The organism is Pseudomonas sp. JUb52 (assembly GCF_004341115.1).
Taxonomy (GTDB): Bacteria; Pseudomonadota; Gammaproteobacteria; order Pseudomonadales; family Pseudomonadaceae; genus Chryseomonas; species Chryseomonas oryzihabitans.
Map to the genome: position 1 here is coordinate 407,320 of NZ_SLYS01000002.1, position 25,864 is coordinate 433,183.

A 25,864-nucleotide genomic window follows, 5' to 3' on the forward strand; every position below is an offset into this window, starting at 1 on the left:
CATGAGTTCAACCTCAGACTGGATCACCGTAGGCGCCCTGGCCGATGGCTTCGCCCCCGAAGGCTTCGTGTTGCCGGCCAACGCCGCGCTGCAAGGCCGCCACCTCACCCTGCATTTCGCCAACGGTTGGTGCATCGAACACCGTTTCACCGCGGAGCGCCTGGAATGGCACCTGGAGAACGGCAGCGGCGAGGCCAGCTATCGCGCCACCACCCTTAGGCCAGAGGTCTTTCTGGTGGACTTCATCAAACGCGAGAACGACCAGGACTGGTCGGTGACCCTGGTGCTGGACCTGCCCAACCAGGCGTTCACCGCCGTGATCGGCCGGTTGCCCAGCCTCGCCGCCACCCGTGAAGGCCTCTATGCCCGCGCCCTGGCCGGACAGCCGCTGACCGGCGTCGAGGTGGAAGTTCTCCACGGCAGCCTGGAGCGTCCCTGGCAGGACGGCGCCTGTCCGCATGCGCCAACCCGGGAGCTGGTCGGACTACGCAACCTCTATCGCTACAGCCCGACCGAGGTCTACGAGCACATCTACCTCAACGAGAACTTCTATACCTGGCAATGCCTGCAGGGCGTGGAAGGCGGCCTGACCGACACCGATCGCTGCCACTACTACCGTATCGCCGAGCACCTCTATCTCTTCGTCTGGCGGGAAAAGATCGTACCCACCCTCGGCGTGCTGCTGATCGACCTCGACCAGCACCGCAGCGATGGCAAGATCTGGGGCTATAGCGATGCCGACTGCCAGGCCTGGAGCAATTTTCCGGTCGCCTCCCATTGCCAGGTGCTCAACCACACCGAGTACCCGGCGTGAGCGGCCGGGTGGTGGTCATCACCGGGGCCGGTACGGGCATCGGCGCGGCCTGCGCCCGGCGCTTCGCCGCCCAGGGCGATAGGGTGGTGCTGATCGGTCGGCGCCGCGAACCCCTGGAGCGCCTGGCAGGCGAGATTGGCGGACTCGCCTTGAGTGGCGATGCCGCCGATCCCGACGCCTGGCTGCGGCTGACCGCTGAAATCCAGCGGCAGCTTGGCGGGATCGACGTATTGATCGCCAACGCCGGCGGTCATGGTCTGGGTAGCGCGACCGACACCTCTCCGGAAAACTGGACAGCCGCCCTGCGCAGCAATCTCGACAGCGCCTTCTTCAGTGCCCGCGCCTGCCTGCCGGCGCTGATCGAGCGGCGCGGCAATCTGGTGCTGGTGGCGTCCATCGCCGCCCTGGTCGCCGGCCCGGAGGTGTGCGGCTACACCACGGCCAAGCACGCCCTGCTCGGCCTGACCCGCTCCCTGGCGCGGGATTATGGCCCCCTGGGCGTGCGCGCCAACGCCGTCTGCCCAGGCTGGGTGCGCACGCCGATGGCCGATGCCGAGATGCAACCGCTGATGCAGGCCCATGGCGAGGACCTGGATGCAGCCTATGCCCGGGTGTGCGCCGATGTGCCCTTGCGCCGCCCTGCGCTGGCGGAAGAAATCGCCAGTGTCTGCGCCTTTCTCGCCTCTGCGGAGGCGGCCATCGTTACCGGCACCCTGCTGGTGGCCGATGGCGGCGCCTCCTGCGTCGACCTGCCCACCCTCGCCTTCGCTCGCCTGGGAGACGCCTGACATGACCACCTTCGATTTTCGCGGGCGCCAGGTGCTGGTTACCGGCGGTGCCCAGGGGATTGGCCGCGCCCTGGTCGAGGGCTTCGCCCGGGCCGGCGCGCGAGTACGGATCGCCGATCTGCAGGCCCAGGCGGCGGCCGCGCTGGCTGCCGAATTGACCGCGGAGGGCCTGGACGTGGAGGCGTCCGGCGCCACCGATCTCGCCGTACCGGAAAGTGCCGGGGCACTGCTGGCCGATCTCGAGCGGCTGGACGTGGTGGTGCACAACGCCGCCTACTTTCCGCTCACCGATTTCGCCGCCATCACCCCCGTGTTGCTGGAGCGCACCCTGGCGGTCAATCTCGCCGCCTGCTTCTGGCTGGCCCAGGCGGCCATACCGCTCATGCGGGCCCAGGGCGGTGGCAGCCTGCTGATCACTTCCTCGGTAACCGGCCCGCGCTTCGCCTATCCGGGCCTGGCCCACTACGCCGCCTCCAAAGCCGGGGTTAACGGCTTCATCCGCGCGGCGGCGCTGGAGCTGGCCGCGGACAACATTCGAGTCAACGGGGTGGAGCCGGGGATGTTCCGGACGCCGGCGATGGACAACCTAGGGGACGACGCCAACGCCACCCATATCGCCAGTGGCGTCCCGCTCGGTCGGCTGGGCGAACCTCAGGATATCGCCGCCGCCATGCTCTTCCTGGCCTCAGACGCAGCGCGCTACGTCACCGGCCAGACCCTGGTGGTGGACGGGGGCGCCGGCCTGGCGGAGGTGCGACCCGGCCCCTGACCCAGCTATCCATCGCTGGCAGGCCGGGTCAAGCCGCACGGCAGCCAGAGGCAAGCCCGCGGCGATCCGGCCTGCCTAAGCTGCCCCATCGCCGCTCGACCGGCTCGATGACAATTACAAGGACATTGCCATGCCTACCCCTGCCCTCCTCGCCCCGCTCGACCGCGTCACGGCCTTTCTCGATCAGGCCCATGGCAGCTTCATCGACGGCCAGACCGTCACTGGCTCGACGGACACCACCGAGGTGTTCGACCCGGCCACCGGCCAGCCGATCGCCCGGACCCACCAGGCCGATGACGCCACCGTGGAGCGTTGCGTGACTTCAGCCCGGACGGCCTTCGAGGCCGGTAGCTGGAGCCGCCTGCGCCCAGCCGATCGCGAACGCACCCTGCTCAGATTCGCCGACCTGGTGGAGCAGCACGGCGAGGAACTGGCCCAACTGGAAACCCTGGAACAGGGCAAGTCCATCCATATCGCCCGCGCCATCGAGGTCGGCGGCAGCGTCGAATACATGAGGTACATGGCGGGCTGGGCGACCAAGCTGGAAGGCCAGACCCTGGACGTCTCCATCCCGGTGCCGGCCGGCGCCCGCTACAACGCCTACACCCGCCGCGAAGCCGTAGGGGTGGTGGCCGGCATCGTGCCGTGGAATTTCCCGCTGATGATCGCCCTGTGGAAGATCATGCCGGCCCTGGCCGCGGGCAACTCCATCATCATCAAGCCCGCCGACGAGACCCCGCTGACCGCGCTGCGGATAGCCGCCCTGGCCATCGAGGCCGGCGTACCGGCGGGAGTGTTCAACGTGCTGATCGGTCGCGGTTCCAAGGTCGGGGCCGCGCTGGTCGCCCATCCCGGGGTCAACAAGGTGTCCTTCACCGGTTCCACCGCCGTGGGCAAGCAGGTCGGCGTCGCCGCCCTGCAGAACATGACCCGCTTCTCGCTGGAGCTGGGCGGCAAGAATCCCATGCTGCTGCTGAACGACGCAGACCTGGAGAAGGCCGTTGGCGGCGCCCTCATGGGCGGCTTGCTCAACCAGGGCCAGGTCTGCGCCGCGGCCTCGCGCTTCTTCGTGCCACGGCGACTGCACAAGCCCTTCCTCGAAGCCCTGAGCGCAGCCGTGGGCGCCATGACCCTGGGCGCGGGCCTGGATCCGAGCGCGCAGATCAATCCGCTGGTCTCGCGCAAGCAGCAGCGTTCTGTGTTGGACCACCTGCAGCAGGCACGCCAGCAAGGCGCGAAGGTGGTGGCGGGTGGCGCCGCGCCCGATCTGCCGGGCTTCTTCGTGCAACCGACGGTGCTGGACGTGAGCGCCGAGATGAGCGTGGCCCAGGAAGAGGTGTTCGGACCGGTGCTGTCGGTGCTGGCCTACGATGACCTGGAAGAGGCCCTGCGCCAGATCAACGCCAGCCACTACGGCCTGACCGCGAGCATCTGGACTAACGACCTCACCCGCACCCTGGACCTGATCCCGCGCATCGAGGCCGGCACGGTGTGGGTCAACAGCCATGTGCCGGTGGATCCCAACCTGCCCTTCGGCGGCTACAAGCAATCCGGCATCGGTCGGGAGTTCGGCCGGGGCGCGGTGGAAGCCTTCACCGAACTCAAGTCGGTCTGCATCGCCTACTAGGCGACCAGCACGCGCGCGCCGCGGTAGTCCCGTGGCGCCACACCGAATTGCTGCTTGAAGGCACGACTGAAGTGCGCCGCATCGCTGAAGCCCCAGCGAAAGGCGATCTCGGTGATGGGCAGATGATCCTGGCTGCCGTCGCGCAAATCGGCAGCACAGCGCGCCAGGCGGCGGTGGCGAATCCACTCGCTGATGCCCATGGCATCTTCCGCGAACAGCCGGTACAGCTGCCGCAGGGACACGCCTATACCGTCGGCGACCTGAGCCGGTGACAGGCTGGCCTCGTGCAGCCGTTCCAGGATGAACGCTTCCGCGCCACGGCGCTGCAAGGCAGACGGCTGCTGGGCCAGAGCCGCGCCAGCCGGCTCGGCGGTCAGCGCCGGTCCGAGCAGCGCCAGGATCACCTCCTGCAGCGCCCCCTGCTCGTCCGCGCGCACCGGCACGGCGCCTTCGGCGGCCAGCAGTTCGCGATAGAAGGACAACAGCGTTCGGCCACTGAGCGTATGTCGCGCCACCTTGCCGAAGGCCCGCTGCTCACCGGTCAGATGGGCCAGGACCTCGCGGCGGGGCAGGTGCAGCGACAGATGCTCCATCAGCCCCTGGGGCTCGATCTCGAAGTCAGCCGCCGAGTCGACCAGCGCCAGATCGCCCGGCTCCAGCGCCAGGGTACGGTCGAACTGATGGATGAGGGAGCGACCGCTCCCTTGCAGCACCAGGAAGCAATGACGGTCGCCATCCTGGGCCCCCGCGGGGAGGCGTCGCGCGATGCGGGCGGCGTTGGTGCGAATCTGCACCTGCTCCAGCCCAGCCAGGCAGCGCGGCCTGGCCTGACCGATGAACAGCGAACCGCCAAGACCGCGCTCGGCGTGGAAACGCGCGCCACAGGCGCCGTGCAGGCTGTGCAGCCAGCTATCGAAGGTATCGCCAGAAACCGTGCCTGTGTCCATGCCGGGTCTCCCAAGAGCGTCATTCGGCCTAGATAGTTAACATATTATCGATTTTAGCCCAAGGGCTTATCTTGCCCGTCCATCAGCTATGAAAAGTACAAGGCGTGGTGCGGAAAAGCCATTCAGTCGCGGCAGGCACCCGGCGATGCTGGCGTCAGTCGCCTGGAGCGAGCCCACAACAACAAAGAGACGGAGTCCTGCCCGCCATGAAACCCGAAGACTATCGCGCCGAAGCCAATCGCCCCCTGACTGGCGCCGAATACCTCGCCAGCCTCAGGGACGACCGCGAGATCTACATCTACGGCGATCGCGTCAAGGACGTGACCACCCACCCGGCCTTTCGCAATGCCGCGGCGTCCATGGCCAAACTCTACGACGCCCTGCACGACCCGGCCACCAGGGACAAGCTGTGCTGGGAAACCGATACCGGCAACGGCGGCTACACCCACAAGTTCTTTCGCTTCGCCCGTTCCGCCAGCGACCTGCGCGAGCAGCGCGACGCCATCGCCGAATGGTCGCGGCTGACCTACGGCTGGATGGGCCGCACCCCGGACTACAAGGCCGCCTTCGGCAGCGCCCTGGGTGCCAACCCCGAGTTCTACGGTCGCTTCGAGCAGAACGCCCGTACCTGGTACCAGCGCATCCAGGAATCCTGCCTCTACCTCAACCACGCCATCGTCAATCCGCCCATCGACCGCGACAAGCCGGTGGATCAGGTCAAGGACGTGTTCATCTCGGTGGACGAGGAAGTCGAGGGCGGCATCATCGTCAGCGGCGCCAAGGTGGTGGCCACCAACTCCGCTCTCACCCACTACAACTTCGTCGGCCAGGGCTCGGCGCAGCTGCTGGGCGACAACACCGACTTCGCGCTGATGTTCATCGCGCCGATGAACACCTCCGGCATGAAGCTGATCTGCCGCCCCTCCTATGAATTGGTGGCCGGGATGACCGGTGCGCCCTTCGACTATCCGCTGTCCAGCCGCTTCGACGAGAACGACGCCATCCTGATCATGGACCGGGTGTTCATTCCCTGGGAGAACGTGCTGATCTACCGCGACTTCGAGCGCTGCCGGCAGTGGTTTCCCCAGGGCGGTTTCGGGCGGCTGTTCCCCATGCAGGGTTGTACTCGCCTGGCGGTCAAGCTGGACTTCATCACCGGCGCCCTGTTCAAGGCGCTGCAATGCACCGGCTCCCTGGAATTCCGCGGGGTCCAGGCCGCCATGGGCGAGGTGGTCGCCTGGCGCAACCTGTTCTGGTCGCTGACCGACGCCATGCACGGCAACGCCAGCGAATGGCGGAGCGGCGCCTGGCTGCCCAGCGCCCAGGCGCTGCAGGCCTACCGGGTGCTGGCGCCCCAGGCCTATCCGGAGATCAAGAAGGTCATCGAGCAGGTGGTGGCCAGCGGCCTGATCTACCTGCCCAGCGGCTCGCGCGACCTCAAGGATCCGATGCTCGACAAGTACCTGGCCACCTACTGCCGCGGCTCGGCCGGCATGGGTCACCAGGAACGCATCAAGATCCTCAAGCTGCTGTGGGACGCCATAGGTACCGAGTTCGGCGGGCGTCACGAGCTGTACGAGATCAACTACGCCGGCAGCCAGGACGAGATCCGCATGCAGGCGCTGCGTCATGCCCAGGGCACGGGGGCGATGAAGCAGATGACCGACCTGGTGGAGCGCTGCATGGCCGACTACGACCTCGACGGCTGGACCGTGCCGCATCTCACCAACCCCGACGACATCAACATGCTCGATCGCATCCGTCAGTGAGGAGCCCGCCCATGAACGCGCTCACCCCCGTGCAACAGGCCTTCCGCAACGCCATGGCGGCGCTGTCCGCCGCGGTCAACGTCATCACCACCGATGGTCCCGGTGGCCGCTGCGGCATCACCGCCACGGCGGTCTGCTCGGTCACCGACAGCCCACCCACCCTGCTGGTCTGCGTCAACCGCAGCAGCGCCATGAACGCCGTGTTCAAGACCAACGCGCGACTGTGCGTGAACGTCCTGGCCGGCGAGCACGAAGAGGTGGCGCGCCATTTCGCCGGCATGACCGGGGTGGACATGGACGAGCGTTTCGCCCGCCACGCCTGGGGCCAGAGCGTCCAGGGGCTGCCGCTACTGGAAGACGCCCTGGCCAGCCTGCAGGGTCGCATTGTCGAGACCCAGGAGGTGGGTACCCATTCGGTGTTCCTGGTGGAACTCGACGAGATCGCCACCCGCGAACACTGCGCCAGCCTCGTCTACTTCGGCCGCCATTTCCACCAGCTGCAACCGGTCTCGGCCGCCTAGGAAGAGCGCCGGGCGTCCGCCACCGTCGCGCGATGCCGCTGGCGGTAGTCGCCCGGGGTTGCCCCGGCCTGGCGCAGGAAGAAGCGACTGAAGTAGGCCGGGTCCTTGAAGCCGAGGCCGTAGCAGATCTCGTTGGCCGAGGCGCCGGTGAACACCAGCAGGCGCTTGGCTTCCTGCATCAACCGGTCGTGGATCAGCCGCTTGGACGGCAAGCCGCCGATGCGGCGACAGCTGTCGTTGAGGCGCGCCTCGCTCACCCCGAGTCGCTCGGCATAGCGCGGCAGCGGCCAGTGCTCGGTGTAGTGGGCTTCGATGAGCTCGTTGAAACGACGAAAGACCAGGAGGTCTTCATGACGGACGGATTGGGCGGCGCGCGAGCGTGGCGCCAGGCGCAACAGGCTGATGAACAGCAATCGCGCCAGGGCTCTCAGGCTGCTCGACTGCGCCGGTCGCGGCGCCTGGGTTTCCAGCCGCAACAGCTCGAACAGCGCGGCCAGGCGATCGGCCTCTTCACGGTCCTGGCCGGTCAGGTCGCCCAGGGGTACGCACAGCGGCTGGAACGGCGTTCCCGGCGACAGCTCGGGCGCCTCGTCCAGCAGCGTCCAGACCAGTTGCTGGCGGACCGTGAGCACATGGCCGTCGCTGCCTTCTTCCGTGGTGAAGGCATGGGGCACTGGCGGCGGCGTGAGAAAGAACAGCGGTCCCTCTTCCTCGTAATGCTGGTCGTCCAGAAAGAGCCGTACCCGGCCGCTGGCGACGTAGTGCACCTGGAAGAAGCGATCATGACGATGGGCGCGCATGTTGCGGCCAAAGAACTCGGCCAGGTTGCCCAGGGCGTCGTAGTGCACCTCGGCGTCGGCATAGCGCTGGTCGTAGACCTCACCGATATGGATGTTGGGAATGGGCAGCAACTGCGGTGCGGCGCGGGGCATGGCGGATCTTCTTGTCGTTGTCCGGAGAGCTTAGCGAAGCCAGTGAAGCTTGACGATCATTAACATCTTAACTATATCATTAACATATTAATAAATACGGCCAGCAAGGCCGTTCGGGAGAGACCATGACCCCAGCCCTCCACGCCCCCGGCGGCACCCTGTTCGGTGTCGCGCTCAACTACCGGGGCCTGCTCGACAGCCGCCTCGCCGAGTTCGGCGAAAAGCCCTATCTCGAGCCGCCAAAGCGGCCGGTGCTGTTCATCAAGACGCCCAATACCCGTAACGGCCACGAGGGCTCGGTCGTGGCGCCGGCTGGTGAACGCCTGCAACCCGGTCCGGCGCTGGGGGTGGTGATCGGTCGCCGCGCCAGCCGCGTCCAGCTCGCCGATGCCCTGGACCATATCGCCGGCTACCTGGTGGTCAACGAATTCAGCCTGCCCGAGGACAGCTACTACCGCCCGGCGGTAAAGGCCAAGTGCCGCGACGGCTTTTGCGCCCTGGGTGATCCGCTGGTGCCGCGCGAGGCCGTGGCGGATGTCGATGACCTCACCCTGCGCCTGCTGGTGAACGGCGAGGTGCGGCAAGAGAACACCACCGCCAACTGGGTCCGCCGCCTGCCGCAACTGCTGGCGGAGATCAGCGAATTCATGACCCTGGACGTCGGTGACGTGCTCATCACCGGTACTCCGGAAGGTCGGGTGGACGTGGTCCCGGGAGATCGGGTGGAGGTGATCATCGATGGCATCGGCCGGCTGGCCAACACCGTGGTCGCGGAGGTGCGCCCATGAAACATGCGCGCATCCGCCATCGGGGCGCCGTCCTGCAGGTCACCCTGGATGACGAGCTGAACATCCGCCTGCCCAGTGGTGAACGCCTGGCTGCCGACGCCGTGGAATGGCTACCACCGGCTACCGGCACCATGTTCGCCCTCGGCCTCAACTATGCCGACCACGCCCGTGAGCTGGCCTTCACGCCGCCGACCGAGCCGCTGGCCTTCATCAAGTCGGCCGGCACCTACACCGGCCATGAGCAGGTGACCTGGCGCCCGGATGGCGTCGACTACATGCACTACGAGTGCGAGCTGGTGGCGGTGATCGGCAAGCCGGCGCGCAATGTCAAGCGCGCGGACGCCCTGGACTACCTGGCCGGCTACACCGTCTGCAACGACTACGCCATCCGCGACTACCTGGAGAACTACTACCGGCCGAATCTGCGGGTAAAGAACCGTGACGCCACCACCCCGGTCGGTCCCTGGATCGTCGACGTGGCCGACGTGCCGGACGCCAGCAATCTCAAGCTGCGCACCTGGGTCAACGGCGAGCTCACCCAGGAGGGCACCACCGCCGACATGATCTTCGACATCCCCTACCTCATCGAATACTTCTCCAGCTTCATGACCCTGCAACCGGGCGACATGATCGCCACCGGCACGCCCGAGGGCCTGGCCGACGTGGTGCCGGGGGATGAGGTGGTGGTGGAAGTGGAAGGCGTGGGCCGCCTGGTCAACCGCATCGTCAGCGAAGCCGAATTCTTCGCCAACCCGGCTTCGGCCAAGCACATCAAGGGAGCCTGAACATGATCAAGCACTGGATCGACGGCCGCGAAGTCGAGAGCGCCGAGTCCTTCACCAACTACAACCCCGCCACTGGCGAAGCCCTCGGCGAGGTCGCCAGCGGCGGCCAGCGCGAGATCGACCAGGCGGTGGCCGCGGCCAAGGCGGCCTTCCCGAAATGGGCCACCACCCCGGCCAAGGAACGCGCCCGCCTGATGCGCAAGCTGGGCGAGTTGATCGACCAGAACGTGCCCAAGCTGGCCGCGCTGGAAACCCTGGACACCGGCCTGCCGATCCACCAGACCCGCAACGTGCTGATCCCCCGCGCCTCGCACAACTTCGACTTCTTCGCCGAGGTCTGCACGCGCATGGACGGCCACAGCTACCCGGTGGACGACCAGATGCTCAACTACACCCTGCACCAGCCGGTGGGGGTCTGTGGCCTGGTCTCGCCGTGGAACGTGCCCTTCATGACCGCCACCTGGAAGACCGCGCCCTGCCTGGCGCTGGGCAACACGGCGGTGCTGAAGATGAGCGAACTCTCACCACTGACCGCCAACGAACTGGGACGGCTGGCACTGGAGGCCGGCCTGCCACCGGGCGTGCTCAACGTGGTCCAGGGCTATGGCGCCACCGCCGGCGACGCCCTGGTTCGCCACCCGGACGTGCGCGCCATCTCCTTCACCGGCGGTACCGCCACCGGCCGCAAGATCATGCAGACGGCCGGCCTGAAGAAGTACTCCATGGAACTGGGCGGCAAGAGCCCGGTACTGATCTTCGCCGACGCCGACCTGGACCGCGCCCTGGACGCCGCGCTGTTCACCATCTTCTCGCTCAATGGCGAACGCTGCACCGCCGGCAGCCGGATCTTCATCCAGGAAGACGTCTACGACCAGTTCGTCGCCGAGTTCGCCGCGCGCGCCAGGCGCCTGCTGGTGGGTGATCCCCAGGATCCCAAGACCCAGGTCGGCTCCATGATCACCCAGGCGCACTACGACAAGGTCACCGGCTACATCCGCATCGGTCTCGAAGAAGGCGCGAATCTGCTGGCCGGCGGCCTGGAGCGTCCGGCCAATCTGCCCGCGCACCTGGCCAGGGGGCAATTCATCCAGCCCACGGTGTTCGCCGACGTCGACAACCGCATGCGCATCGCCCAGGAGGAAATCTTCGGCCCGGTGGTCTGCCTGCTCAGGTTCAAGGACGAAGCCGAGGCCCTGCGCCTGGCCAACGACACCGACTATGGCCTGGCCTCCTATGTCTGGACCCAGGACATCGGCAAGGCCCACCGCCTGGCTCAGGGCATCGAGGCCGGCATGGTGTTCATCAACAGCCAGAACGTGCGTGACCTGCGCCAGCCCTTCGGCGGCGTCAAGGGCTCGGGCACCGGTCGCGAAGGCGGCGAATACAGCTTCGAGGTCTTCACCGAGGTGAAAAACGTCTGCATCTCCATGGGCAGCCATCACATCCCCCGCTGGGGCGTTTGATCGCCAGCCCCAGCGCCTAACCACCACCCGGGGTCGCCTGCCGCCCCCGGTCAGGAGAACAACATGGGCACCCTCGCACTCGCCGCCAAGATCACCCACGTCCCCTCCATGTACCTGAGCGAACTGGACGGCCCGCGCAAGGGCTTTCGCCAGGCCGCCATCGATGGCCACAAGGAGATCAGCCGCCGCTGCCGCGAGTTGGGCGTCGACACCCTGGTGGTGTTCGATACCCACTGGCTGGTCAACGCCAACTACCACATCAATTGCGGTCCGCATTTCAAGGGGCTGTACACCAGCAACGAGCTGCCGCACTTCATCGCCAACATGGACTACGAGTTTCCCGGCAATCCGGCGCTGGGCAAGCTGCTCGCGGAAAGCGCCAATGCCCTGGGCGTGGAGACCATGGCCCACGACGCCACCACCCTGGCACCGGAGTACGGCACCCTGGTGCCGATGCGCTACATGAACGCCGATCAGCACTTCAGGGTGATCTCGGTTTCCTCGCTGTGCACCTCCCACTACCTGCACGACAGCGCTCGCCTGGGCTGGGCGCTGCGGCGCGCGGTGGAAGACCACTACGACGGCACCGTGGCCTTTCTCGCCAGCGGCTCGCTGTCCCACCGCTTCGCCCAGAACGGCCAGGCGCCGGAGTTCGCCACCAGGATCTGGAGCCCCTTCCTGGAGACCCTGGACGAGCGCGTGGTGCGCATGTGGCAGGACGGCGACTGGACGGAATTCTGCGGCATGCTCCCGGAATACGCCGCCAAGGGGCATGGCGAAGGCTTCATGCACGACACCGCCATGCTGCTCGGCGCGCTCGGCTGGAGCGATTACGACGGCCAGGTCGAGGTGCTGACACCCTATTTCGCCGCCTCCGGGACCGGGCAGATCAACGCCCTCTTCCCGGTCACCGCGCAGACCGGCGCCGCCATTCCCCGGCCTCAGGCCAGCGTTCCCGCCAACGTCCCCACCAGCAGCCGCCTGTAACGGAGGCCTTCGCCATGCCCCATCTGACCCTGCTCTACAGCCCCGACCTCGACGGCGATGCCGAGCTGCCCACGCTCTGCCGGGCGCTGGCCGACACCCTGCTGGCCCAGCGCGACCCGGCCGGCAAGGCCATCTTTCCCACCGGCGGCGTGCGGGTGCTGGCCTATCCGGCGGCCCACGCGGCCATCGCCGACAGCGAAGGCGACTATGGCTTCCTCTACGCCAATCTGCGCATGGGCGCCGGCCGCGCACCGGAGCTGCACCGCCAGGTCGGTGACGCCCTGCTCGCCACCCTGGAACAGCACCTGGGCGCGCTACTGGAGCGGCGCCCGGTCGGCATCACCCTGCAGATCGACGAAAGCCCCGGCCAGGTCTACGACGGCAAGCGCAGCAGCCTGCACCCGCTGTTTCGCTAACCCGCCAAGCGCGTCCTACAACAACAATAACGACGAGGTCTTCCATGCCCCAGGCGCTGGATCTTCCTGCCTCCACGGCCCAGGCGACGACACCCTACCGCCGCATCACCTGGCGCCTCATGCCGCTGCTGCTGGTCTGCTATCTATTCGCCCATCTGGATCGCATCAACATCGGCTTCGCCAAGACGCAGATGAGCGCCGATCTGCACTTCAGCGATACCGTCTATGGCTTCGGCGCCGGACTGTTCTTCATCGCCTATGCGCTGTGCGGCGTGCCCAGCAACCTGGCGCTGGAGCGGGTCGGCCCGCGGCGCTGGATCGCCCTGCTGATGGTGGTATGGGGGCTGCTCTCGGCCGGCATGTTCCTGGTGCAGACGCCAGGTGCCTTCTACACCCTGAGATTCCTGCTCGGCGCCGCCGAAGCCGGCTTCTTCCCCGGCATCCTGGTCTATCTGGCGCGCTGGTTCCCGGCACGGCGACGCGGCAGCGTCACCGCGCTGTTCGCCCTGGCGGTGCCCCTGGCCGGGGTACTCGGCGGCCCCCTGTCCGGCGCCCTGCTCGAAGCCTTTCGCGAAGGGCCGCTGCTGCGCGGCTGGCAGTGGATGTTCCTGCTCGAAGGCCTGCCGGTGGTGCTGCTCGGCCTGCTGGTGCTGCGCGCCCTGCCCGATGGCTACCAGAGGGTCCATTGGCTGGACGAACGCCAGAAGGCCCGCTTGCACGAGGACTTCGCCCAGGAGGAAGCCGGCAAGCCGGTGACCTCCGCCGCCGGCCTGCTGCGCAGCGGTCATCTCTGGTTGCTGGTGGCCATCTATTGCGCGGTGATGCTGGCGGTCAACACCCTGGCCTTCTGGATGCCGGCGCTGATCCACGGCGCCGGCATCGGCAGCGACGGTCAGGTGGGCCTGCTCAGCGCCCTGCCGTACCTGGCGGGTTGCCTGTTCATGCTCGCCGCCGGCCGCTCCTCCGACCACCATCGCGAGCGCCGCTGGCACCTCTGCGTGCCCCTGCTCATGGCCGCGCTGGGCCTGGCCCTGGCCAGCCTGCTGCCCCAGGCGCCCTGGCCGGTGATGCTCGGCCTGGTGCTCGCCGGCATGGGCGCCAGCGCCGCCCTGCCGCAGTTCTGGCAACTGCCCCCGGCCTTTCTCGGCCAGCGGACCCTGGCCGCCGGCATCGGGCTGATCAGTTCCCTGGGCAGCATCGCCTCCTTCGGTGCGCCCTTCTTCATCGGCTGGATGCGCGACACCACCCAGAGCAGCGCCCTGGCCCTGCAGGTGCTGGCCATGCTCATCGCGCTCGGCGCCCTGCTGGTACTGCGCACGCCCGCCCGTCTCGTCAATCCACAAGGACACTAAGCCATGCTCGACACCGCCTTCCTCCATGCCGCCGCGCGTCGCCTCGACCAGGCCGAACGCTCCCGCGAACAGATTGGCCAGCTTTCCCTGGAGCGACCCGAGATCACCCTCGACGACGCCTATGCCATCCAGCGCGCCTGGGTCGAGCAGAAGATCGCCGACGGTCGCAAGCTGGTGGGGCACAAGATCGGCCTGACCTCGCGCGCCATGCAGGTCTCGTCCAATATCAGCGAACCCGACTATGGCGCCCTGCTGGACGACATGTTCTTCGACGAAGGCACCGACATCCCCTTCCAGCGCTTCATCGTGCCGCGGGTGGAAGTGGAGCTGGCCTTCATCCTCGGCAAGCCGCTGCGTGGTCCGAACTGCACCCTCTTCGACGTCCTCGCCGCCACCGACTACGTGATCCCGGCGCTGGAAATCATCGATGCCCGCATCCAGCAGGTCGATCCCCAGACCCAGGCCACGCGCAAGGTGTTCGACACCATCTCCGACAACGCCGCCAACGCCGGCGTGGTCATGGGTGGCAAGGCCGTCCGTCCCCATGACCTGGACCTGCGACGGGTGCCGGCGATCCTCTATCGCAATGGCGTCATCGAAGAATCCGGCGTCTCCGCCGCGGTGCTCAACCATCCGGCCAAGGGCGTGGTCTGGCTCGCCAACAAACTGGCCGCCCACGACGTCACCCTCGAAGCGGGCCAGATCATCCTCGGCGGCTCCTTCACCCGTCCGGTGGCGGCGCGTCCTGGCGATACCTTCCACGTCGACTACGACCAACTCGGCAGCATCGCCTGCCGCTTCGTCTGAGGAACGCCCATGGACCTGCCGCTGAATACCTTCAAGCAACGGCTCAAGGGCGGCGATCCCTTGATCGGCCTCTGGGTCGGACTGGCCGATGCCTACGCCGCCGAACTGGCCGCAACCCTCGGCTACGATTGGTTGCTGCTCGATGGCGAGCATGCCCCGAATGATCTGCGCAGTCTGCTCGGCCAGCTGCAGGCCGTGGCCCCGTACCGCAGCCAGCCCATCGTTCGCCCGCCGGTGGGCGATGCGGTGCTGATCAAGCAGTTGCTCGACATCGGCGCCCAGACCCTGCTGGTGCCCATGGTGGAATCCGCCACCCAGGCACAGGAACTGGTGCGGGCGATGCGTTACCCGCCCGAAGGCATCCGCGGCGTCGGCAGCGCGCTCGCCCGCGCCTCGCGCTGGAACACCGTGCCCGACTATCTGAATCGTGCCGAGGAGCAACTCTGCCTGCTGGTGCAGGTGGAGAACCGCGCGGGCCTTGCCGCCCTGCCGGAGATCCTCGCGGTCGAGGGCGTCGACGGCGTCTTCATCGGCCCCGCCGACCTCAGCGCTGCCCTGGGCCACCGGGGTAACCCGGGGCATCCCGAGGTGCAGGCCGCCATCGAGACGGCCATCGGCCAGATCGTCGCCAGCGGCAAGGCGGCCGGCATTCTCAGCGCAGACCAGGGGTTGGCTAGGTGCTACCTGGAACTGGGTGCGACCTTCGTCGCCGTGGGCGTGGACACCAGTGTGCTGGTCAAGGGGCTGCAGACCCTGCTGGCAGACTTCAAGGACGTGCAGCCTGTGGCAGGCGGCGGAGTCTACTAGACGTCCTCATTCGATTCGGAGGCCGGCGCCATTCCGCCCTCCGGCTCGATGCGCTTTAGCTCTTCGAGCAGGCCGATCAGCGTCCCGAGCTTTTCTTCGCCGAATTGTTCGAGGATGCGCTGATAGTTTGCCTCCATGCCACCGGCCATGGCGGCAAAGCAGGCCTCGCCCTGGGTAGTCAGCTTGACGTGCACCCGCCTGGCATCCCGGGCGTTGCGATAGCGCTCCACATAGCCCGTCTGCTCCATGCGCGCCAGCACTCCCGACATGCTCGGCTTGAGGATACAGGCCTGGGTGGCCAGCTCGTGCATCTCGGTATCGCCGCGCTGCTTGAGCAGCCGGATCACCCGCCACTGCTGCTCGGTCAGCCCATGCTGGTTGAGCAATGGTCGAAAAAAGGCCATGGCGGCTTCGCGTGCTTGCAGCAGCGTCAGGGTCAGGGAAACGCGGGGGGTCAGCATCGATGGACTCGGACCTGGAATAACGCTCAATCCTACACGCAGGCTCGGCTCCGCTACCAAGGTTTTACCCCCCAGGCTCGATTCCGCCGCCCGTTACGCTGGATTTTGCCTTGCGGCCCGGGCGATCTGTCCCGCGTCCGTCAGCTGCTCCACTTTCCAGCAGTTTTCCAGGAGTGCCTGGGTCTGCTGCCTGGGCAAGACACCCTCGGCGAGATCACTGAATTTGGCTTCGAGCTGCTCGTCGGTCATGGGCACTTCCACGCTGCCGATCGCGTGCTGGATGTACTTATGCAGCTCGCGTCCATCCTTGAGCACCACGGTCATGTCGACCTGCTGCGGCTTGATCTCAGGATCGACCGTGGCTGTCACCTTGCCCCGCAGGGCTACCACAGCGGGATCCTGAACCGCTCGATCGCTGTATTGCCGTTCCCCTGCGGCGCCCTGGATCAGCGCGATGGCCACCGAATGATAGATGCTGAACTTGCCTTCCAGACCCGTCGTGGGGGTCTTCTTGCCAGTCAGCTCAAGCACCAGGGGATGGACGCGCAAGCGCACCTCGGCAATCTGCTCGGGCTTGAGCTGGTACTGGTTGCGGAGCTGGATGGCCGCATCCAGCGCCGGATGGATGACGATGCCGCAGGCGAAGGGTTTGTAGGTGTTGAGCGCTGCTTCGTAGCGAGTACCCAGCCCTTCGGTGATCTGGGTGAAATCCTGCTTGGTGCTGATGGTATGAGCCCAGCCGCGCTTGGCCTCCAGCATGCCCTGGGAGCTGGTGAAATCCTGCGCCGCCAGCAACGCGGCGAAGAGACCGTTGCTCGCGGCCCGACCAGGATTGAAGCTCTTGTTCATGGAACCAAAGGATTCCCGCAGGCCTACCGGCTGTGAGGCGGCCAGGCCCAGCGCCCAGACCATCTGCTGCTCATTGAGCCCCAGCAGCTTGCCGGCCGCCGCAGCCGCGCCGAACACCCCCGCCGTGCCGGTGATATGCCAACCCACATCATAATGATTGGGGTAGACGGCATTGCCGATGCGGCACTCGGTTTCCACTCCCAGGATCAGGGCATTCAGGAAATCCGCCCCCCTCACCGGCCGGTATTCGGCTAGCGCCAGGATGGCCGACACCACCGGCCCGGCGGGATGGATGATGGTTTTCAGATGGGTGTCGTCGTAGTCGAAGATATGACTCGCCACGCCATTGAGAAAGGCGGCATTCATGATGTCGAGTCGTTCGGTCCGCCCGAGCAGGCTGGCCTGTTCGGGCCCGGAGAACGGCTGGAGCGCATGCAGGGCGCGAACGACCGTTTCGTGTTGGGAACCACCCACGGCGACACCCACCCAGTTGAGCAACGTGCGTACACCCTCCTTGCGTACGTTCGCCGGCAGGTCTTCATAGCGAGCCTTCACCAGATAGGCCGCCAGGATGCGTGTGGTGTTCTTGCCCTCCTCGGGTGCCGATGCAGAGGCGGCTGGAGCGGCATCCGCTGCCAGGGCAAAGCGGGGTGCGGCAGCGGCCGCCGAGGCGACGGCGCTGATCTTGAGCAAGCTGCGACGGTTCAGGGGAATCATGCAAGGCTCCGATGTTGGGATTGTGCTGAGCGGTGCGCGCCCTCACAGCATGATTCAGTCTCCCGCTAAACTTAACTGCATTTATCAAATGGACCCATGCATGAAAAACATGAATGTGGAGATGGGAGACCTGCGCGCCTTTGTCGCGGTGGCAGAGCTGGGCAGCTTCGCGGCGGCAGCGCGGGAGCTCCACCTCTCCCAGCCTGCACTATCCCGGCGCATCATCAAGCTGGAGACCAGCCTGGGCGTACGCCTGCTCAACCGGACCACGCGCCGTATCGAACTCAGCGCGCCCGGCCGCGCTTTCCTCGGTCGCGCTCGGCAGGTTCTCAACGATTTCGATGAGTCGCTGCTGGACGTAACGGATGCGGCGAACCGTCTGACCGGCGAGGTCACCCTGGCTTGCGTCCCCACGGCCGTCAATCAACTCATGCCTAAAGTCCTCGATCAATATCACAGGCTATACCCGGGCATTCTGGTACGGCTCTTGGACGAAGGCGCCAGCGATGTACTGACCCGAGTGACGCGTGGCGAAGCGGACTTCGGCATCAACTACCTGGGTGCCCAGGAAGGCAATCTGGTGTTCGAACCTCTGCATGAGGACGACTTCGTGCTGGTCTGCCAGAACACTCACCCCTTGGCTACGCGCACTGCGGTGCGCTGGGCAGAGCTCAATGGTCACAGGTACATCTCAGTCAACAAAGCCAGTGGCAATCGCATGTTGCTGGATCTGGCCCTGGCCAAGATACCCAACCTGCCCAAACCGGTTCTGGAAGCGCGGCACGTCAGAACCGTGATCGATCTCGTAGCCGCCGGACTGGGCGTAGCCACGGTACCGCGGCTGGCCATTCCAGGCAGTGCGCTCGACACCTGTCTAGTTGCCGTGCAACTGATTGAACCCTCGATCACCCGTTCACTCGGTATCGTTACCCGGCACGGCCAGCTGCTCAGCCCGGCCGCCCAGCGTTTGCGCGAGCTGCTCAAACAGCAGGTAGCTGCAATCTAGCGCCACATGGCGTCGGCACATGTTTCAGGTGGAACGCTCGATGAAGCGAGTCAGGGACCCAATACGGAATACAGACGCCCCCGCCAAACTCGATAGCCCCCATAAAAGCTGTTGCAACAACAATTATTGGCCAAACTTCAGAGAAATTCGGCGATTCGGCTGCTAATCATCGATGCGGCAAAGCGCCACCATAAATTTCCTGATATCCGATCCGAAAGCCTGACTATTGACGTCACTATCCCGTCGTCGCTTGCAGCTAGCTATGACTGCTAGTCCTTTCCCAAGGAGCTTTCAGATGTTCAAGAATTTCCGGATTGGCACCCGTCTCATCGTGTCCTTCATCGCCGTGGCGTCCATCAGCCTGGTGGTGGGATTGGCAGGCTTGAACAACAGCAGCCAGATCAACGATCTGGCGACCCAGCTCTATCAGAACGAGTTGCTCGGGCTGTCCTATATCAAGGAGGCCAACCTGAATCTGGTCTTTATCGGCCGCGCGCGCAGCAACTACCTGCTGGCGACCTCCGAAGAGGATCGCAATCGCGCCCAGGCGGAGGTCAAGCTGGGTCTGGCCAACGTGCGGGACAATCTCGCCAAGGCGCGCCCCCTGTTCAGCAGCGAGGCGTCGGCCGCCAACTTCCGGCAGATCGACGAGTTGCTCGGCAGCTATACCTCGCAGCTGGACCAGGCCATGGCGATCGCGGGCAAGAGAACGCTGCGGGACGCCGATCCCGAGTTGGACAACCAGCTGGTCAGTGTCCGCCGTTATGGCGACCAGGTGGGCGTGCTGATGACCGAGCTGTCCAAGCGCAAGGAGCAGAACGCCAGCGACGCCAACGACCTCACCGACCAGATCTATGCCCGCAGCCGGGTCATGCTGATCGGCATCATCGCGGTAGGCGTGGCCTTTGGCATCCTGCTGGGCTTCCTCATGAGCCGCAGCATCACCCGCCCCTTGCGCGCGGCCGTCGAGATCGCCGATCGCCTGGCTGCAGGCGACCTCACCCAGCGCATCGACGCCGAAGGCCGTGACGAGACCGCGGCCCTGCTGCGCGCCATGGACGGCATGAACCAGCGCCTGTCGCAGATCATCAGCGATGTCCGCAGTGCCTCCGATGGGCTGGCCAGTGCCTCGGAGGAGATCTCAGCCACCGCCCAGAGCATCAGCCAGGCCAGCACCGAACAGGCCGCCTCGGTCGAGGAGACCAGTGCCAGCGTCGAGCAGATGTCGGCTTCCATCGCCCAGAACACCGAGAACGCCAAGGTCACCGACGGCATGGCCGGCAAGGCCAATCGCGAGGCGAACGAAGGCGGCCAGGCCGTCAGGGACACCCTGGTGGCCATGAAGACCATCGCGGCCAAGATCAGCATCATCGACGACATCGCCTACCAGACCAACCTGCTGGCCCTCAACGCCGCCATCGAGGCTGCCCGTGCCGGCGAACACGGCAAGGGCTTCGCCGTGGTGGCCTCCGAGGTGCGCAAGCTGGCGGAGCGCAGCCAGGTCGCGGCCCAGGAGATCAGCAACGTCGCCCAGGGCAGCGTGGCCCTGGCCGAGCGCGCCGGCTCGCTGCTGGACGAGATGGTGCCCTCCATCAGCAAGACCTCCGACCTGGTGCAGGAGATCACTGCCGCCTCGGAAGAACAGACCTCCGGCGTCGAGCAGATCAACAGCGCCATGTTGCAGCTCAGCCAGGTCACCCAGCAGAACGCCTCGGCCTCCGAGGAACTGGCCGCCACCGCCGAAGAGATGAGCAGCCAGGCCGAATTGCTCCAGCAACTGATGGAGTTCTTTACCCTGAACGGCGCGTCGGCCGCGCAAGATGTGCCACGACCCGCGGCCAAGCGATCGGGTCTGGCCAAGCGCCCATCGATAGCGAACGACAGCTCCCGTCATGCCGCGCAGGGCGGCGTACCAGCCGGTTTCGCGCGGTTCGAGGAAGCGGTCTGAGACGGCTGTCGATACCGGCCCCTCTGGCGCCGGAAGACCTTGGCACCGTGTTGGAGCCATCGGACGGGTACGACGGTGCTGGCGCGCCGTCGGCTATCCACGGCCAGGAAGGCGTCGAAAACAGCGGCACCCGCTGGCCGAGATCTGCGATGCTGTGGATCCACCCCCAGAAATCCCAGGTCCGCTGCCGCCGATCGCCCTCTCAGGGTAGAGCGGACGCGATACGCTTATGGAACTCCGTCAGCTACGCTACTTCGCCAAGGTCGTCGAGATGGGCAGTCTCGGGCGCGCCGCGCTGGAACTGGGGATCGGCGCCTCGGCGCTGAGTCAGCAGCTCACCCGACTGGAACAGGAACTGAGCATCCGCCTGCTCAACCGCACCTCGCTAGGCGCTACGCCCACCCCGGCCGGCCTGGCCTTCCTCCACCATGCCCAGCTCACCCTGCGCCAGGCCGACTACGCCGTGCAAGCCGCCCAGCGCGATCGCCTGCGCGGCTATGTCAGCGTCGGTCTGCCGCCGACCGTGGCCGGCGTACTGGCGCTGCCCTTGATCGAGACGCTGCAGCAGCGCTATCCGGACATCCAGCTGCACCTGGTGGAGATGCTGTCGGGCTATCTGGGGGCTCAGCTCAACGCCCGGCAGCTCGACCTCGCCGTGGTCTTCCAGGCGGATCCGGGCCGCCGCTGGACGCTGCATCCCTTGCTCGACGAAGCCCTGATCCTGCTGCATGCGCCGGGCCTGCCGGGCGTTCCGGCGACCGCCAGTCTGTCGCTTGCCGCCCTGGGCCGTCTGCCGCTGGTGTTGCCAAGCATGCAGCACGGCCTGCGCAGCGGTCTGGCAGCAGCCACGGAGACCCTCGGGCTGGACATCAACGTGGTCATGGAGATCGATGGCCTGGCCACTCTGATGAAGGTGGTCCGCCAGGGCCTCGCCGCGACCATCCAGCCGGGCTCGGCCGCGGCCCACGCCTACGCCGAGGGCCTGGGCGCCATCCCCTTGCGCGATCACCCGCTGCAGCGCCGCAACCTGCTCGCCAGCCTGGCGGATGATGAACTCTCGCCGGCCGCGCTGGCGACGCGGGTGGTGACCCTGGAGGTGGTCCGCCGGCTGGTCGGTGACGGGCGCTGGCCAGGCGCCACCCTGCTGGATGCCAGCGCCCCTACTCTTTAGCAAAACTAAAGCCCACCCCCCGGACGGCCCCTGTCGGCCGCATCCTCCTCTTGGCTAAGGTCCGTGGCAAACAAGGCCGCTGTGGCCAGCCAATGAGGATTCACGATGATCGACGTCCTGGTGGTAGGGGGTGGCAACGCCGCTCTCTGCGCCGCGCTGATGGCCCGGGAAGCCGGAGCCAGCGTCCTGCTGCTGGAAGGTTCGCCACGCGCCTGGCGCGGCGGCAATTCCCAGCACACCCGTAACCTGCGCTGCATGCACGAGGCGCCCCAGGACGTGCTGATAGAGGCCTATCCCGAAGAGGAATACTGGCAGGACCTGCTCAAGGTCACCGGAGGCCTCACCAACGAAACCCTGGCCCGCCTGGTGATCCGCGCCTCCGCCACCTGCCGCGACTGGATGCGCCGGCACGGCGTGCACTTCCAGCCCCCGCTCTCCGGTGCCCTGCACGTCGCCCGCACCAATGCCTTCTTCATGGGCGGCGGCAAGGCGCTGGTGAATGCCTACTACCGCAGCGCCGCCCGGCTCGGGGTAGGCATCCGCTATGACGCCTCGGTGTCCCACATCGAACTGCAGGACGGCCGTTTCGTCGCCGCCCATCTGGGCGCGCGCGAGGTGGACGGCGTCGCCCTGCCAGCCGAGCGCATCGAGGCGCGGACCTGCGTGCTGGCCGCTGGCGGCTTCGAATCCAATCGCGACTGGCTGCGTGAAGCCTGGGGGCAGAACGCGCGCGGCGAATGGCCGGCGGACAACTTCCTGATCCGGGGCACCCGCTTCAACCAGGGAGTGCTGCTCAAGCAGTTGCTGGCCGAGGGCGCCGATGCCATCGGCGATCCCACCCAGGCGCACATGGTCGCCATCGACGCCCGGGCGCCGCTCTACGACGGCGGCATCTGCACCCGCATCGACTGCGTTTCCCTGGGCGTGGTGGTCAACCGCGAGGGCGAGCGCTTCTACGACGAAGGCGAGGATTTCTGGCCCAAGCGCTATGCCATCTGGGGTCGCCTGGTGGCCGGGCAACCTGGACAGATCGCCTACTCCATCATCGACCGCAAGGCCATCGGCCGCTTCATGCCGCCGGTCTTTCCCGGCACCCTGGCCGGCAGCCTGGAAGAACTCGCCAGCAAGCTCGAAATGCCGGTCGAGGCCTTTCTTGCCACGGTTTCCGCCTACAACGCGGCTTGCCAGCCAGGTCACTTCGACCACACCTCGCTGGACGACTGCCACACCCAGGGCATCAGCCCGGGCAAGAGCCATTGGGCGCTCCCCCTGGATACGCCGCCCTACTACGCCTATGCCCTGCGCCCGGGGGTGACCTTCACCTACCTGGGACTCAAGACCGACACCAGCGCCGCGGTGCATTTCGCCGGCCAGCCCAGCCCCAACCTGTTCGTCGCCGGCGAGATGATGGCCGGCAATGTGCTGGGCAAGGGCTACACCGCCGGCGTGGGCATGAGCATAGGCACCGCCTTCGGCCGCATCGCCGGCGCGCGTGCCGCCGCCGCCGCAGGCCATCCCTCCACCTTCGTCGAACGGGGCTACGACCATGCAGCCGCTTGATACCCGCCCACTTCAGGACCAGGCCCCACAACTCATCGATCTGCTCACCCTCGAAGAAAGCGAGGTCGATCGGCAGCTGCACATCTGCAACGCCTGCCGTTATTGCGAAGGCTTCTGCGCGGTGTTCCCGGCCATGACCCGGCGCCTGGAATTCGCCCGCGCGGACATGCACTACCTGGCCAACCTCTGCCACAACTGCGGTGCCTGTCTGCACGCCTGCCAATATGCGCCACCCCACGAATTCGCCGTGAACATCCCCCAGGCCATGGCCAAGGTGCGTGGCCAGACCTACGCCCACTTCGCCTGGCCGGCGGCTTTCGGTCGGCTCTATCAGCGCAATGGGCTGACCCTGGCCAGCGCCACGGCCGGTGGGCTTGCGCTGTTCCTACTGCTGGCGCTGGCAGTGCGCGGCACCCTGTTCCCCGGTCCGCTGGCGGGCAACTTCTATGCGATCTTTCCCCACAACCTGCTGGCCCTGATGTTCGGTGGCGTCTTCACCCTGGTGATCCTGGCCCTGGCGATCGGCGTTGGCCGCTTCTGGCGCGGCATCAGTCCGCCCGGGACGCCACGCGATCCCGTATCGCCGCTGGCCGCCGGTGCGGAGACGGTGGATGCGGTGCTGCGCCTGAAATACCTCGACGGGGGCCACGGCCAGGGCTGCAACAACGAAAGCGACAGGTTCACCCTGTGGCGCAGGCGCTTCCACCACCTGACCTTCTACGGCTTCCTGCTGTGCTTCGCCGCCACCTCGGTGGCCACCCTCTATCACTATCTGCTGGCCTGGGAGGCACCCTATCCACTGTTCAGCGCGCCGGTCCTGCTCGGCACCGCCGGGGGTCTCGGCCTGATGGCGGGTCCGCTCGGCCTGCTATGGCTCGGGCTGCGGCGCGATCCGCAACAGGGCGACGTGGCCCAGCGCCCCATGGATCGGGCCTTCATCCTGCTGCTGCTGCTGGTCGGCCTTAGCGGCCTGGCCCTGCTGGCGGGGCGCGACAGTGGCGCCATGGCCGCCCTGCTGGCCATCCACCTGGGCGCCGTCATGGCGTTCTTCCTCACCATGCCCTACGGCAAGTTCGCCCACGGCATCTTTCGCAGCGCGGCGCTGCTCAAGCACGCCATCGAGAAACGCCAGCCCGATCGCCTGCGCCTCGGCGCCGACTGATCCGCTCGTCCCCACGACAACAACAATGATGGAGCACCGATGAAGTCCTCAGATACCTCCCGCCAGCCCTCGAAGGTCGGCGCCATCCTGCGCGTCACCAGCGGCAATTTCCTGGAGCAGTTCGACTTTTTCCTGTTCGGCTTCTATGCCACCTACATCGCCCGGGTGTTCTTTCCGTCCGACAGCGAATTCGCCTCGCTGATGATGACCTTCGCCGTGTTCGGCTCGGGCTTTCTGATGAGACCGCTGGGTGCCATCGTGCTGGGCGCCTATATCGACCAGGTCGGCCGGCGCCGCGGCCTGATCGTCACCCTGGCGATCATGGCCAGCGGCACCGTCCTCATCGCGCTGGTCCCCGGCTATGCCCAGATCGGCCTCTGGGCTCCGGCCCTGGTGCTGCTCGGCAGACTGCTGCAGGGCTTCTCGGCCGGCGCCGAACTTGGCGGCGTCTCGGTGTACCTCTCGGAGATCGCCACACCCGGACGGCGCGGCTTCTATACCAGTTGGCAATCGGCCAGCCAGCAGGTGGCCATCGTGGTCGCCGCGGGGCTGGGTTATGTCCTCAATGCCAGTCTCAGCGCCCAGCAGCTCACCGATTGGGGCTGGCGCCTACCCTTCGTGGTGGGCTGTCTGATCGTCCCCTTCATCTTTTTCATCCGCCGCTCGCTGGCGGAAACCGAGGACTTCAAGAAACGCCGGCATCACCCCAGCGCCGCCGAGGTGTTTCGCTCCATGCGGCAGAACTGGGTGCTGGTCGTGGCCGGCGGTCTGCTGGCCTCCATGACCACCACCACCTTCTACCTCATCACCGTCTACACCCCGACCTTCGGCCGCACCGTGCTGCACCTGAGCGCCAGTGACAGCCTGGTCGTCACCCTGTTCGTCGGTGTATCCAACTTCATCTGGCTACCCATTGGCGGCAGCGTTTCCGATCGCATCGGTCGTCGGCCGCTGCTGCTCGGCATCGCCAGCCTGGCCCTGCTCACCGCCTATCCGGCCATGGCCTGGCTAGCCGCCGCGCCCAGCTTCGAGCGGATGCTCGCGGTGCTGCTGTATTTCTCGATGTTCTTCGGCTGCTACAACGGCGCCATGGTGGCGGCCCTGACCGAGGTCATGCCGGCCGAGGTGCGCGTCGCCGGCTTCTCGCTGTCCTTCAGCCTGGCCACGGCGCTGTTCGGCGGCTTCACCCCGGCAGTCTCGACCTTTCTGGTCAATGCCACCGGCGACAAGGCCTCGCCGGCCTTCTGGCTGATGTTCGCCGCGCTCTGCGGACTGGGTGCGACCCTCGTCCTGTATCGGCGGCGCCAGCCCGAGGCTGGATTGCAAGAGGTGCCCGCCGCGCCCTGATCCGAAGTCTCACGCCAGGTCCCTGCAGGTCGACCGCAGGGACCCGTAGAGGGCTTACGCCGTGCGCACCG

General features: G+C 66.6%; 24 protein-coding genes. 20 read left to right on the forward strand and 4 right to left on the reverse strand.

Going from position 1 to position 25,864, the window contains the following annotated elements; all coding sequences use genetic code 11:
• Position 1: 1 nt before the first annotated feature.
• From EC839_RS05060 to EC839_RS05075, 4 genes are all read left to right on the forward strand, one after another.
• Positions 2-814: a molybdenum cofactor biosynthesis F family protein gene (locus EC839_RS05060; protein WP_132832355.1), complete on the forward strand. Its 813-nt coding sequence runs from the start codon at positions 2-4 to the stop codon at positions 812-814.
• The gene (locus EC839_RS05065; protein ID WP_132832356.1) at positions 811-1,602 is read left to right on the forward strand and encodes an SDR family NAD(P)-dependent oxidoreductase; all 792 of its coding nucleotides are present in this window, start codon (positions 811-813) and stop codon (positions 1,600-1,602) included. Before EC839_RS05060 ends, EC839_RS05065 begins: the two co-directional genes overlap by 4 nt.
• A 1-nt stretch (position 1,603) precedes the next feature.
• Positions 1,604-2,371, forward strand: a complete 768-nt coding sequence (locus tag EC839_RS05070) for an SDR family oxidoreductase (protein WP_132832357.1) — start codon at positions 1,604-1,606, stop codon at positions 2,369-2,371.
• Positions 2,372-2,501: 130 nt separating this feature from the next.
• Positions 2,502-3,998: an aldehyde dehydrogenase family protein gene (locus EC839_RS05075; protein ID WP_132832358.1), complete on the forward strand. Its 1,497-nt coding sequence runs from the start codon at positions 2,502-2,504 to the stop codon at positions 3,996-3,998.
• On the opposite strand, the gene feaR is transcribed toward EC839_RS05075, so the two are convergent.
• Complete coding sequence (gene feaR / locus EC839_RS05080; protein ID WP_132832359.1) at positions 3,995-4,945, reverse strand: transcriptional regulator FeaR; 951 nt, start codon at positions 4,943-4,945, stop codon at positions 3,995-3,997. The two genes, EC839_RS05075 and feaR, sit on opposite strands and share 4 nt — an antisense overlap.
• A 206-nt stretch (positions 4,946-5,151) precedes the next feature.
• Between feaR and hpaB the strand changes: the two genes are divergently transcribed.
• Both hpaB and hpaC read left to right on the forward strand, forming a co-directional pair.
• On the forward strand, positions 5,152-6,714 hold the full coding sequence (hpaB, locus tag EC839_RS05085; protein ID WP_132832360.1) for a 4-hydroxyphenylacetate 3-monooxygenase, oxygenase component: 1,563 nt from the start codon (positions 5,152-5,154) through the stop codon (positions 6,712-6,714).
• A gap of 11 nt (positions 6,715-6,725) precedes the next feature.
• Positions 6,726-7,235: a 4-hydroxyphenylacetate 3-monooxygenase, reductase component gene (gene hpaC / locus EC839_RS05090; RefSeq protein ID WP_132832361.1), complete on the forward strand. Its 510-nt coding sequence runs from the start codon at positions 6,726-6,728 to the stop codon at positions 7,233-7,235.
• Here the strand turns inward: hpaC and hpaA are convergent.
• Positions 7,232-8,167, reverse strand: a complete 936-nt coding sequence (hpaA, locus tag EC839_RS05095) for a 4-hydroxyphenylacetate catabolism regulatory protein HpaA (RefSeq protein ID WP_132832362.1) — start codon at positions 8,165-8,167, stop codon at positions 7,232-7,234. The two genes, hpaC and hpaA, sit on opposite strands and share 4 nt — an antisense overlap.
• A gap of 125 nt (positions 8,168-8,292) precedes the next feature.
• Here hpaA and EC839_RS05100 point away from each other — a divergent pair, with 125 nt between their 5' ends.
• From EC839_RS05100 to hpaI, 8 genes are all read left to right on the forward strand, one after another.
• On the forward strand, positions 8,293-8,955 hold the full coding sequence (locus EC839_RS05100) for a fumarylacetoacetate hydrolase family protein (protein ID WP_132832363.1): 663 nt from the start codon (positions 8,293-8,295) through the stop codon (positions 8,953-8,955).
• The gene (locus EC839_RS05105; protein ID WP_132832364.1) at positions 8,952-9,740 is read left to right on the forward strand and encodes a fumarylacetoacetate hydrolase family protein; all 789 of its coding nucleotides are present in this window, start codon (positions 8,952-8,954) and stop codon (positions 9,738-9,740) included. The genes EC839_RS05100 and EC839_RS05105 overlap by 4 nt, the downstream gene beginning before the upstream one ends.
• A gap of 2 nt (positions 9,741-9,742) precedes the next feature.
• Positions 9,743-11,203: a 5-carboxymethyl-2-hydroxymuconate semialdehyde dehydrogenase gene (hpaE, locus tag EC839_RS05110; RefSeq protein WP_132832365.1), complete on the forward strand. Its 1,461-nt coding sequence runs from the start codon at positions 9,743-9,745 to the stop codon at positions 11,201-11,203.
• Positions 11,204-11,266: 63 nt separating this feature from the next.
• Positions 11,267-12,190 (forward strand): 3,4-dihydroxyphenylacetate 2,3-dioxygenase, encoded by a 924-nt coding sequence (gene hpaD / locus EC839_RS05115; RefSeq protein ID WP_132832366.1) that lies wholly within the window; start codon positions 11,267-11,269, stop codon positions 12,188-12,190.
• A gap of 14 nt (positions 12,191-12,204) precedes the next feature.
• On the forward strand, positions 12,205-12,606 hold the full coding sequence (locus EC839_RS05120; protein WP_132832367.1) for a 5-carboxymethyl-2-hydroxymuconate Delta-isomerase: 402 nt from the start codon (positions 12,205-12,207) through the stop codon (positions 12,604-12,606).
• A 44-nt stretch (positions 12,607-12,650) separates the two neighbouring features.
• Positions 12,651-13,958, forward strand: coding sequence for an MFS transporter (locus EC839_RS05125; RefSeq protein ID WP_132832368.1), 1,308 nt, complete (start codon positions 12,651-12,653; stop codon positions 13,956-13,958).
• A 3-nt stretch (positions 13,959-13,961) separates the two neighbouring features.
• Entirely contained in the window at positions 13,962-14,765 is an 804-nt protein-coding gene (gene hpaH / locus EC839_RS05130) for a 2-oxo-hept-4-ene-1,7-dioate hydratase (RefSeq protein ID WP_132832369.1), read from the forward strand.
• A gap of 9 nt (positions 14,766-14,774) precedes the next feature.
• On the forward strand, positions 14,775-15,572 hold the full coding sequence (gene hpaI / locus EC839_RS05135) for a 4-hydroxy-2-oxoheptanedioate aldolase (RefSeq protein ID WP_132832370.1): 798 nt from the start codon (positions 14,775-14,777) through the stop codon (positions 15,570-15,572).
• On the opposite strand, the gene hpaR is transcribed toward hpaI, so the two are convergent.
• Both hpaR and EC839_RS05145 read right to left on the reverse strand, forming a co-directional pair.
• On the reverse strand, positions 15,569-16,033 hold the full coding sequence (gene hpaR / locus EC839_RS05140; RefSeq protein WP_132832371.1) for a homoprotocatechuate degradation operon regulator HpaR: 465 nt from the start codon (positions 16,031-16,033) through the stop codon (positions 15,569-15,571). The two genes, hpaI and hpaR, sit on opposite strands and share 4 nt — an antisense overlap.
• A 93-nt stretch (positions 16,034-16,126) precedes the next feature.
• Positions 16,127-17,599 (reverse strand): MmgE/PrpD family protein, encoded by a 1,473-nt coding sequence (locus EC839_RS05145; RefSeq protein ID WP_132832372.1) that lies wholly within the window; start codon positions 17,597-17,599, stop codon positions 16,127-16,129.
• Between the two features lie 109 nt (positions 17,600-17,708).
• On the opposite strand from EC839_RS05145, the gene EC839_RS05150 reads away from it, so the two are divergent.
• The 6 genes from EC839_RS05150 to EC839_RS05175 all read left to right on the forward strand — a co-directional run bounded on the left by EC839_RS05150 (position 17,709) and on the right by EC839_RS05175 (position 25,793).
• On the forward strand, positions 17,709-18,605 hold the full coding sequence (locus EC839_RS05150) for a LysR family transcriptional regulator (RefSeq protein ID WP_132832463.1): 897 nt from the start codon (positions 17,709-17,711) through the stop codon (positions 18,603-18,605).
• Between the two features lie 295 nt (positions 18,606-18,900).
• Complete coding sequence (locus EC839_RS05155; RefSeq protein ID WP_132832373.1) at positions 18,901-20,553, forward strand: methyl-accepting chemotaxis protein; 1,653 nt, start codon at positions 18,901-18,903, stop codon at positions 20,551-20,553.
• A gap of 229 nt (positions 20,554-20,782) precedes the next feature.
• The gene (locus EC839_RS05160) at positions 20,783-21,724 is read left to right on the forward strand and encodes a LysR family transcriptional regulator (RefSeq protein ID WP_132832374.1); all 942 of its coding nucleotides are present in this window, start codon (positions 20,783-20,785) and stop codon (positions 21,722-21,724) included.
• A 105-nt stretch (positions 21,725-21,829) separates the two neighbouring features.
• A complete protein-coding gene (tcuA, locus tag EC839_RS05165; RefSeq protein WP_132832375.1) occupies positions 21,830-23,284 on the forward strand; it encodes an FAD-dependent tricarballylate dehydrogenase TcuA in 1,455 nt (484 codons plus the stop codon).
• Positions 23,271-24,446 carry a tricarballylate utilization 4Fe-4S protein TcuB gene (gene tcuB, locus EC839_RS05170; RefSeq protein WP_132832376.1) on the forward strand — a complete coding sequence of 392 codons (1,176 nt, stop codon included), beginning with the start codon at positions 23,271-23,273 and terminating at the stop codon, positions 24,444-24,446. Before tcuA ends, tcuB begins: the two co-directional genes overlap by 14 nt.
• A 39-nt stretch (positions 24,447-24,485) precedes the next feature.
• Complete coding sequence (locus EC839_RS05175) at positions 24,486-25,793, forward strand: MFS transporter (protein WP_132832377.1); 1,308 nt, start codon at positions 24,486-24,488, stop codon at positions 25,791-25,793.
• Positions 25,794-25,864: the final 71 nt, after the last annotated feature.

Excerpts from the sequence above, each read along its gene's own strand:
- EC839_RS05060 (WP_132832355.1), top strand. The coding sequence starts at position 2 with ATGAGTTCAACCTCAGACTGGATCACCGTAGGCGCCCTGGCCGATGGC.
- EC839_RS05070 (WP_132832357.1), top strand. The coding sequence starts at position 1,604 with ATGACCACCTTCGATTTTCGCGGGCGCCAGGTGCTGGTTACCGGCGGT.
- EC839_RS05075 (WP_132832358.1), top strand. The coding sequence starts at position 2,502 with ATGCCTACCCCTGCCCTCCTCGCCCCGCTCGACCGCGTCACGGCCTTT.
- feaR (WP_132832359.1), bottom strand. The coding sequence starts at position 4,945 with ATGGACACAGGCACGGTTTCTGGCGATACCTTCGATAGCTGGCTGCAC.
- hpaB (WP_132832360.1), top strand. The coding sequence starts at position 5,152 with ATGAAACCCGAAGACTATCGCGCCGAAGCCAATCGCCCCCTGACTGGC.
- hpaC (WP_132832361.1), top strand. The coding sequence starts at position 6,726 with ATGAACGCGCTCACCCCCGTGCAACAGGCCTTCCGCAACGCCATGGCG.
- hpaA (WP_132832362.1), bottom strand. The coding sequence starts at position 8,167 with ATGCCCCGCGCCGCACCGCAGTTGCTGCCCATTCCCAACATCCATATC.
- EC839_RS05100 (WP_132832363.1), top strand. The coding sequence starts at position 8,293 with ATGACCCCAGCCCTCCACGCCCCCGGCGGCACCCTGTTCGGTGTCGCG.
- EC839_RS05105 (WP_132832364.1), top strand. The coding sequence starts at position 8,952 with ATGAAACATGCGCGCATCCGCCATCGGGGCGCCGTCCTGCAGGTCACC.
- hpaE (WP_132832365.1), top strand. The coding sequence starts at position 9,743 with ATGATCAAGCACTGGATCGACGGCCGCGAAGTCGAGAGCGCCGAGTCC.
- hpaD (WP_132832366.1), top strand. The coding sequence starts at position 11,267 with ATGGGCACCCTCGCACTCGCCGCCAAGATCACCCACGTCCCCTCCATG.
- EC839_RS05120 (WP_132832367.1), top strand. The coding sequence starts at position 12,205 with ATGCCCCATCTGACCCTGCTCTACAGCCCCGACCTCGACGGCGATGCC.
- EC839_RS05125 (WP_132832368.1), top strand. The coding sequence starts at position 12,651 with ATGCCCCAGGCGCTGGATCTTCCTGCCTCCACGGCCCAGGCGACGACA.
- hpaH (WP_132832369.1), top strand. The coding sequence starts at position 13,962 with ATGCTCGACACCGCCTTCCTCCATGCCGCCGCGCGTCGCCTCGACCAG.
- hpaI (WP_132832370.1), top strand. The coding sequence starts at position 14,775 with ATGGACCTGCCGCTGAATACCTTCAAGCAACGGCTCAAGGGCGGCGAT.
- hpaR (WP_132832371.1), bottom strand. The coding sequence starts at position 16,033 with ATGCTGACCCCCCGCGTTTCCCTGACCCTGACGCTGCTGCAAGCACGC.
- EC839_RS05145 (WP_132832372.1), bottom strand. The coding sequence starts at position 17,599 with ATGATTCCCCTGAACCGTCGCAGCTTGCTCAAGATCAGCGCCGTCGCC.
- EC839_RS05150 (WP_132832463.1), top strand. The coding sequence starts at position 17,709 with ATGAATGTGGAGATGGGAGACCTGCGCGCCTTTGTCGCGGTGGCAGAG.
- EC839_RS05155 (WP_132832373.1), top strand. The coding sequence starts at position 18,901 with ATGTTCAAGAATTTCCGGATTGGCACCCGTCTCATCGTGTCCTTCATC.
- EC839_RS05160 (WP_132832374.1), top strand. The coding sequence starts at position 20,783 with ATGGAACTCCGTCAGCTACGCTACTTCGCCAAGGTCGTCGAGATGGGC.
- tcuA (WP_132832375.1), top strand. The coding sequence starts at position 21,830 with ATGATCGACGTCCTGGTGGTAGGGGGTGGCAACGCCGCTCTCTGCGCC.
- tcuB (WP_132832376.1), top strand. The coding sequence starts at position 23,271 with ATGCAGCCGCTTGATACCCGCCCACTTCAGGACCAGGCCCCACAACTC.
- EC839_RS05175 (WP_132832377.1), top strand. The coding sequence starts at position 24,486 with ATGAAGTCCTCAGATACCTCCCGCCAGCCCTCGAAGGTCGGCGCCATC.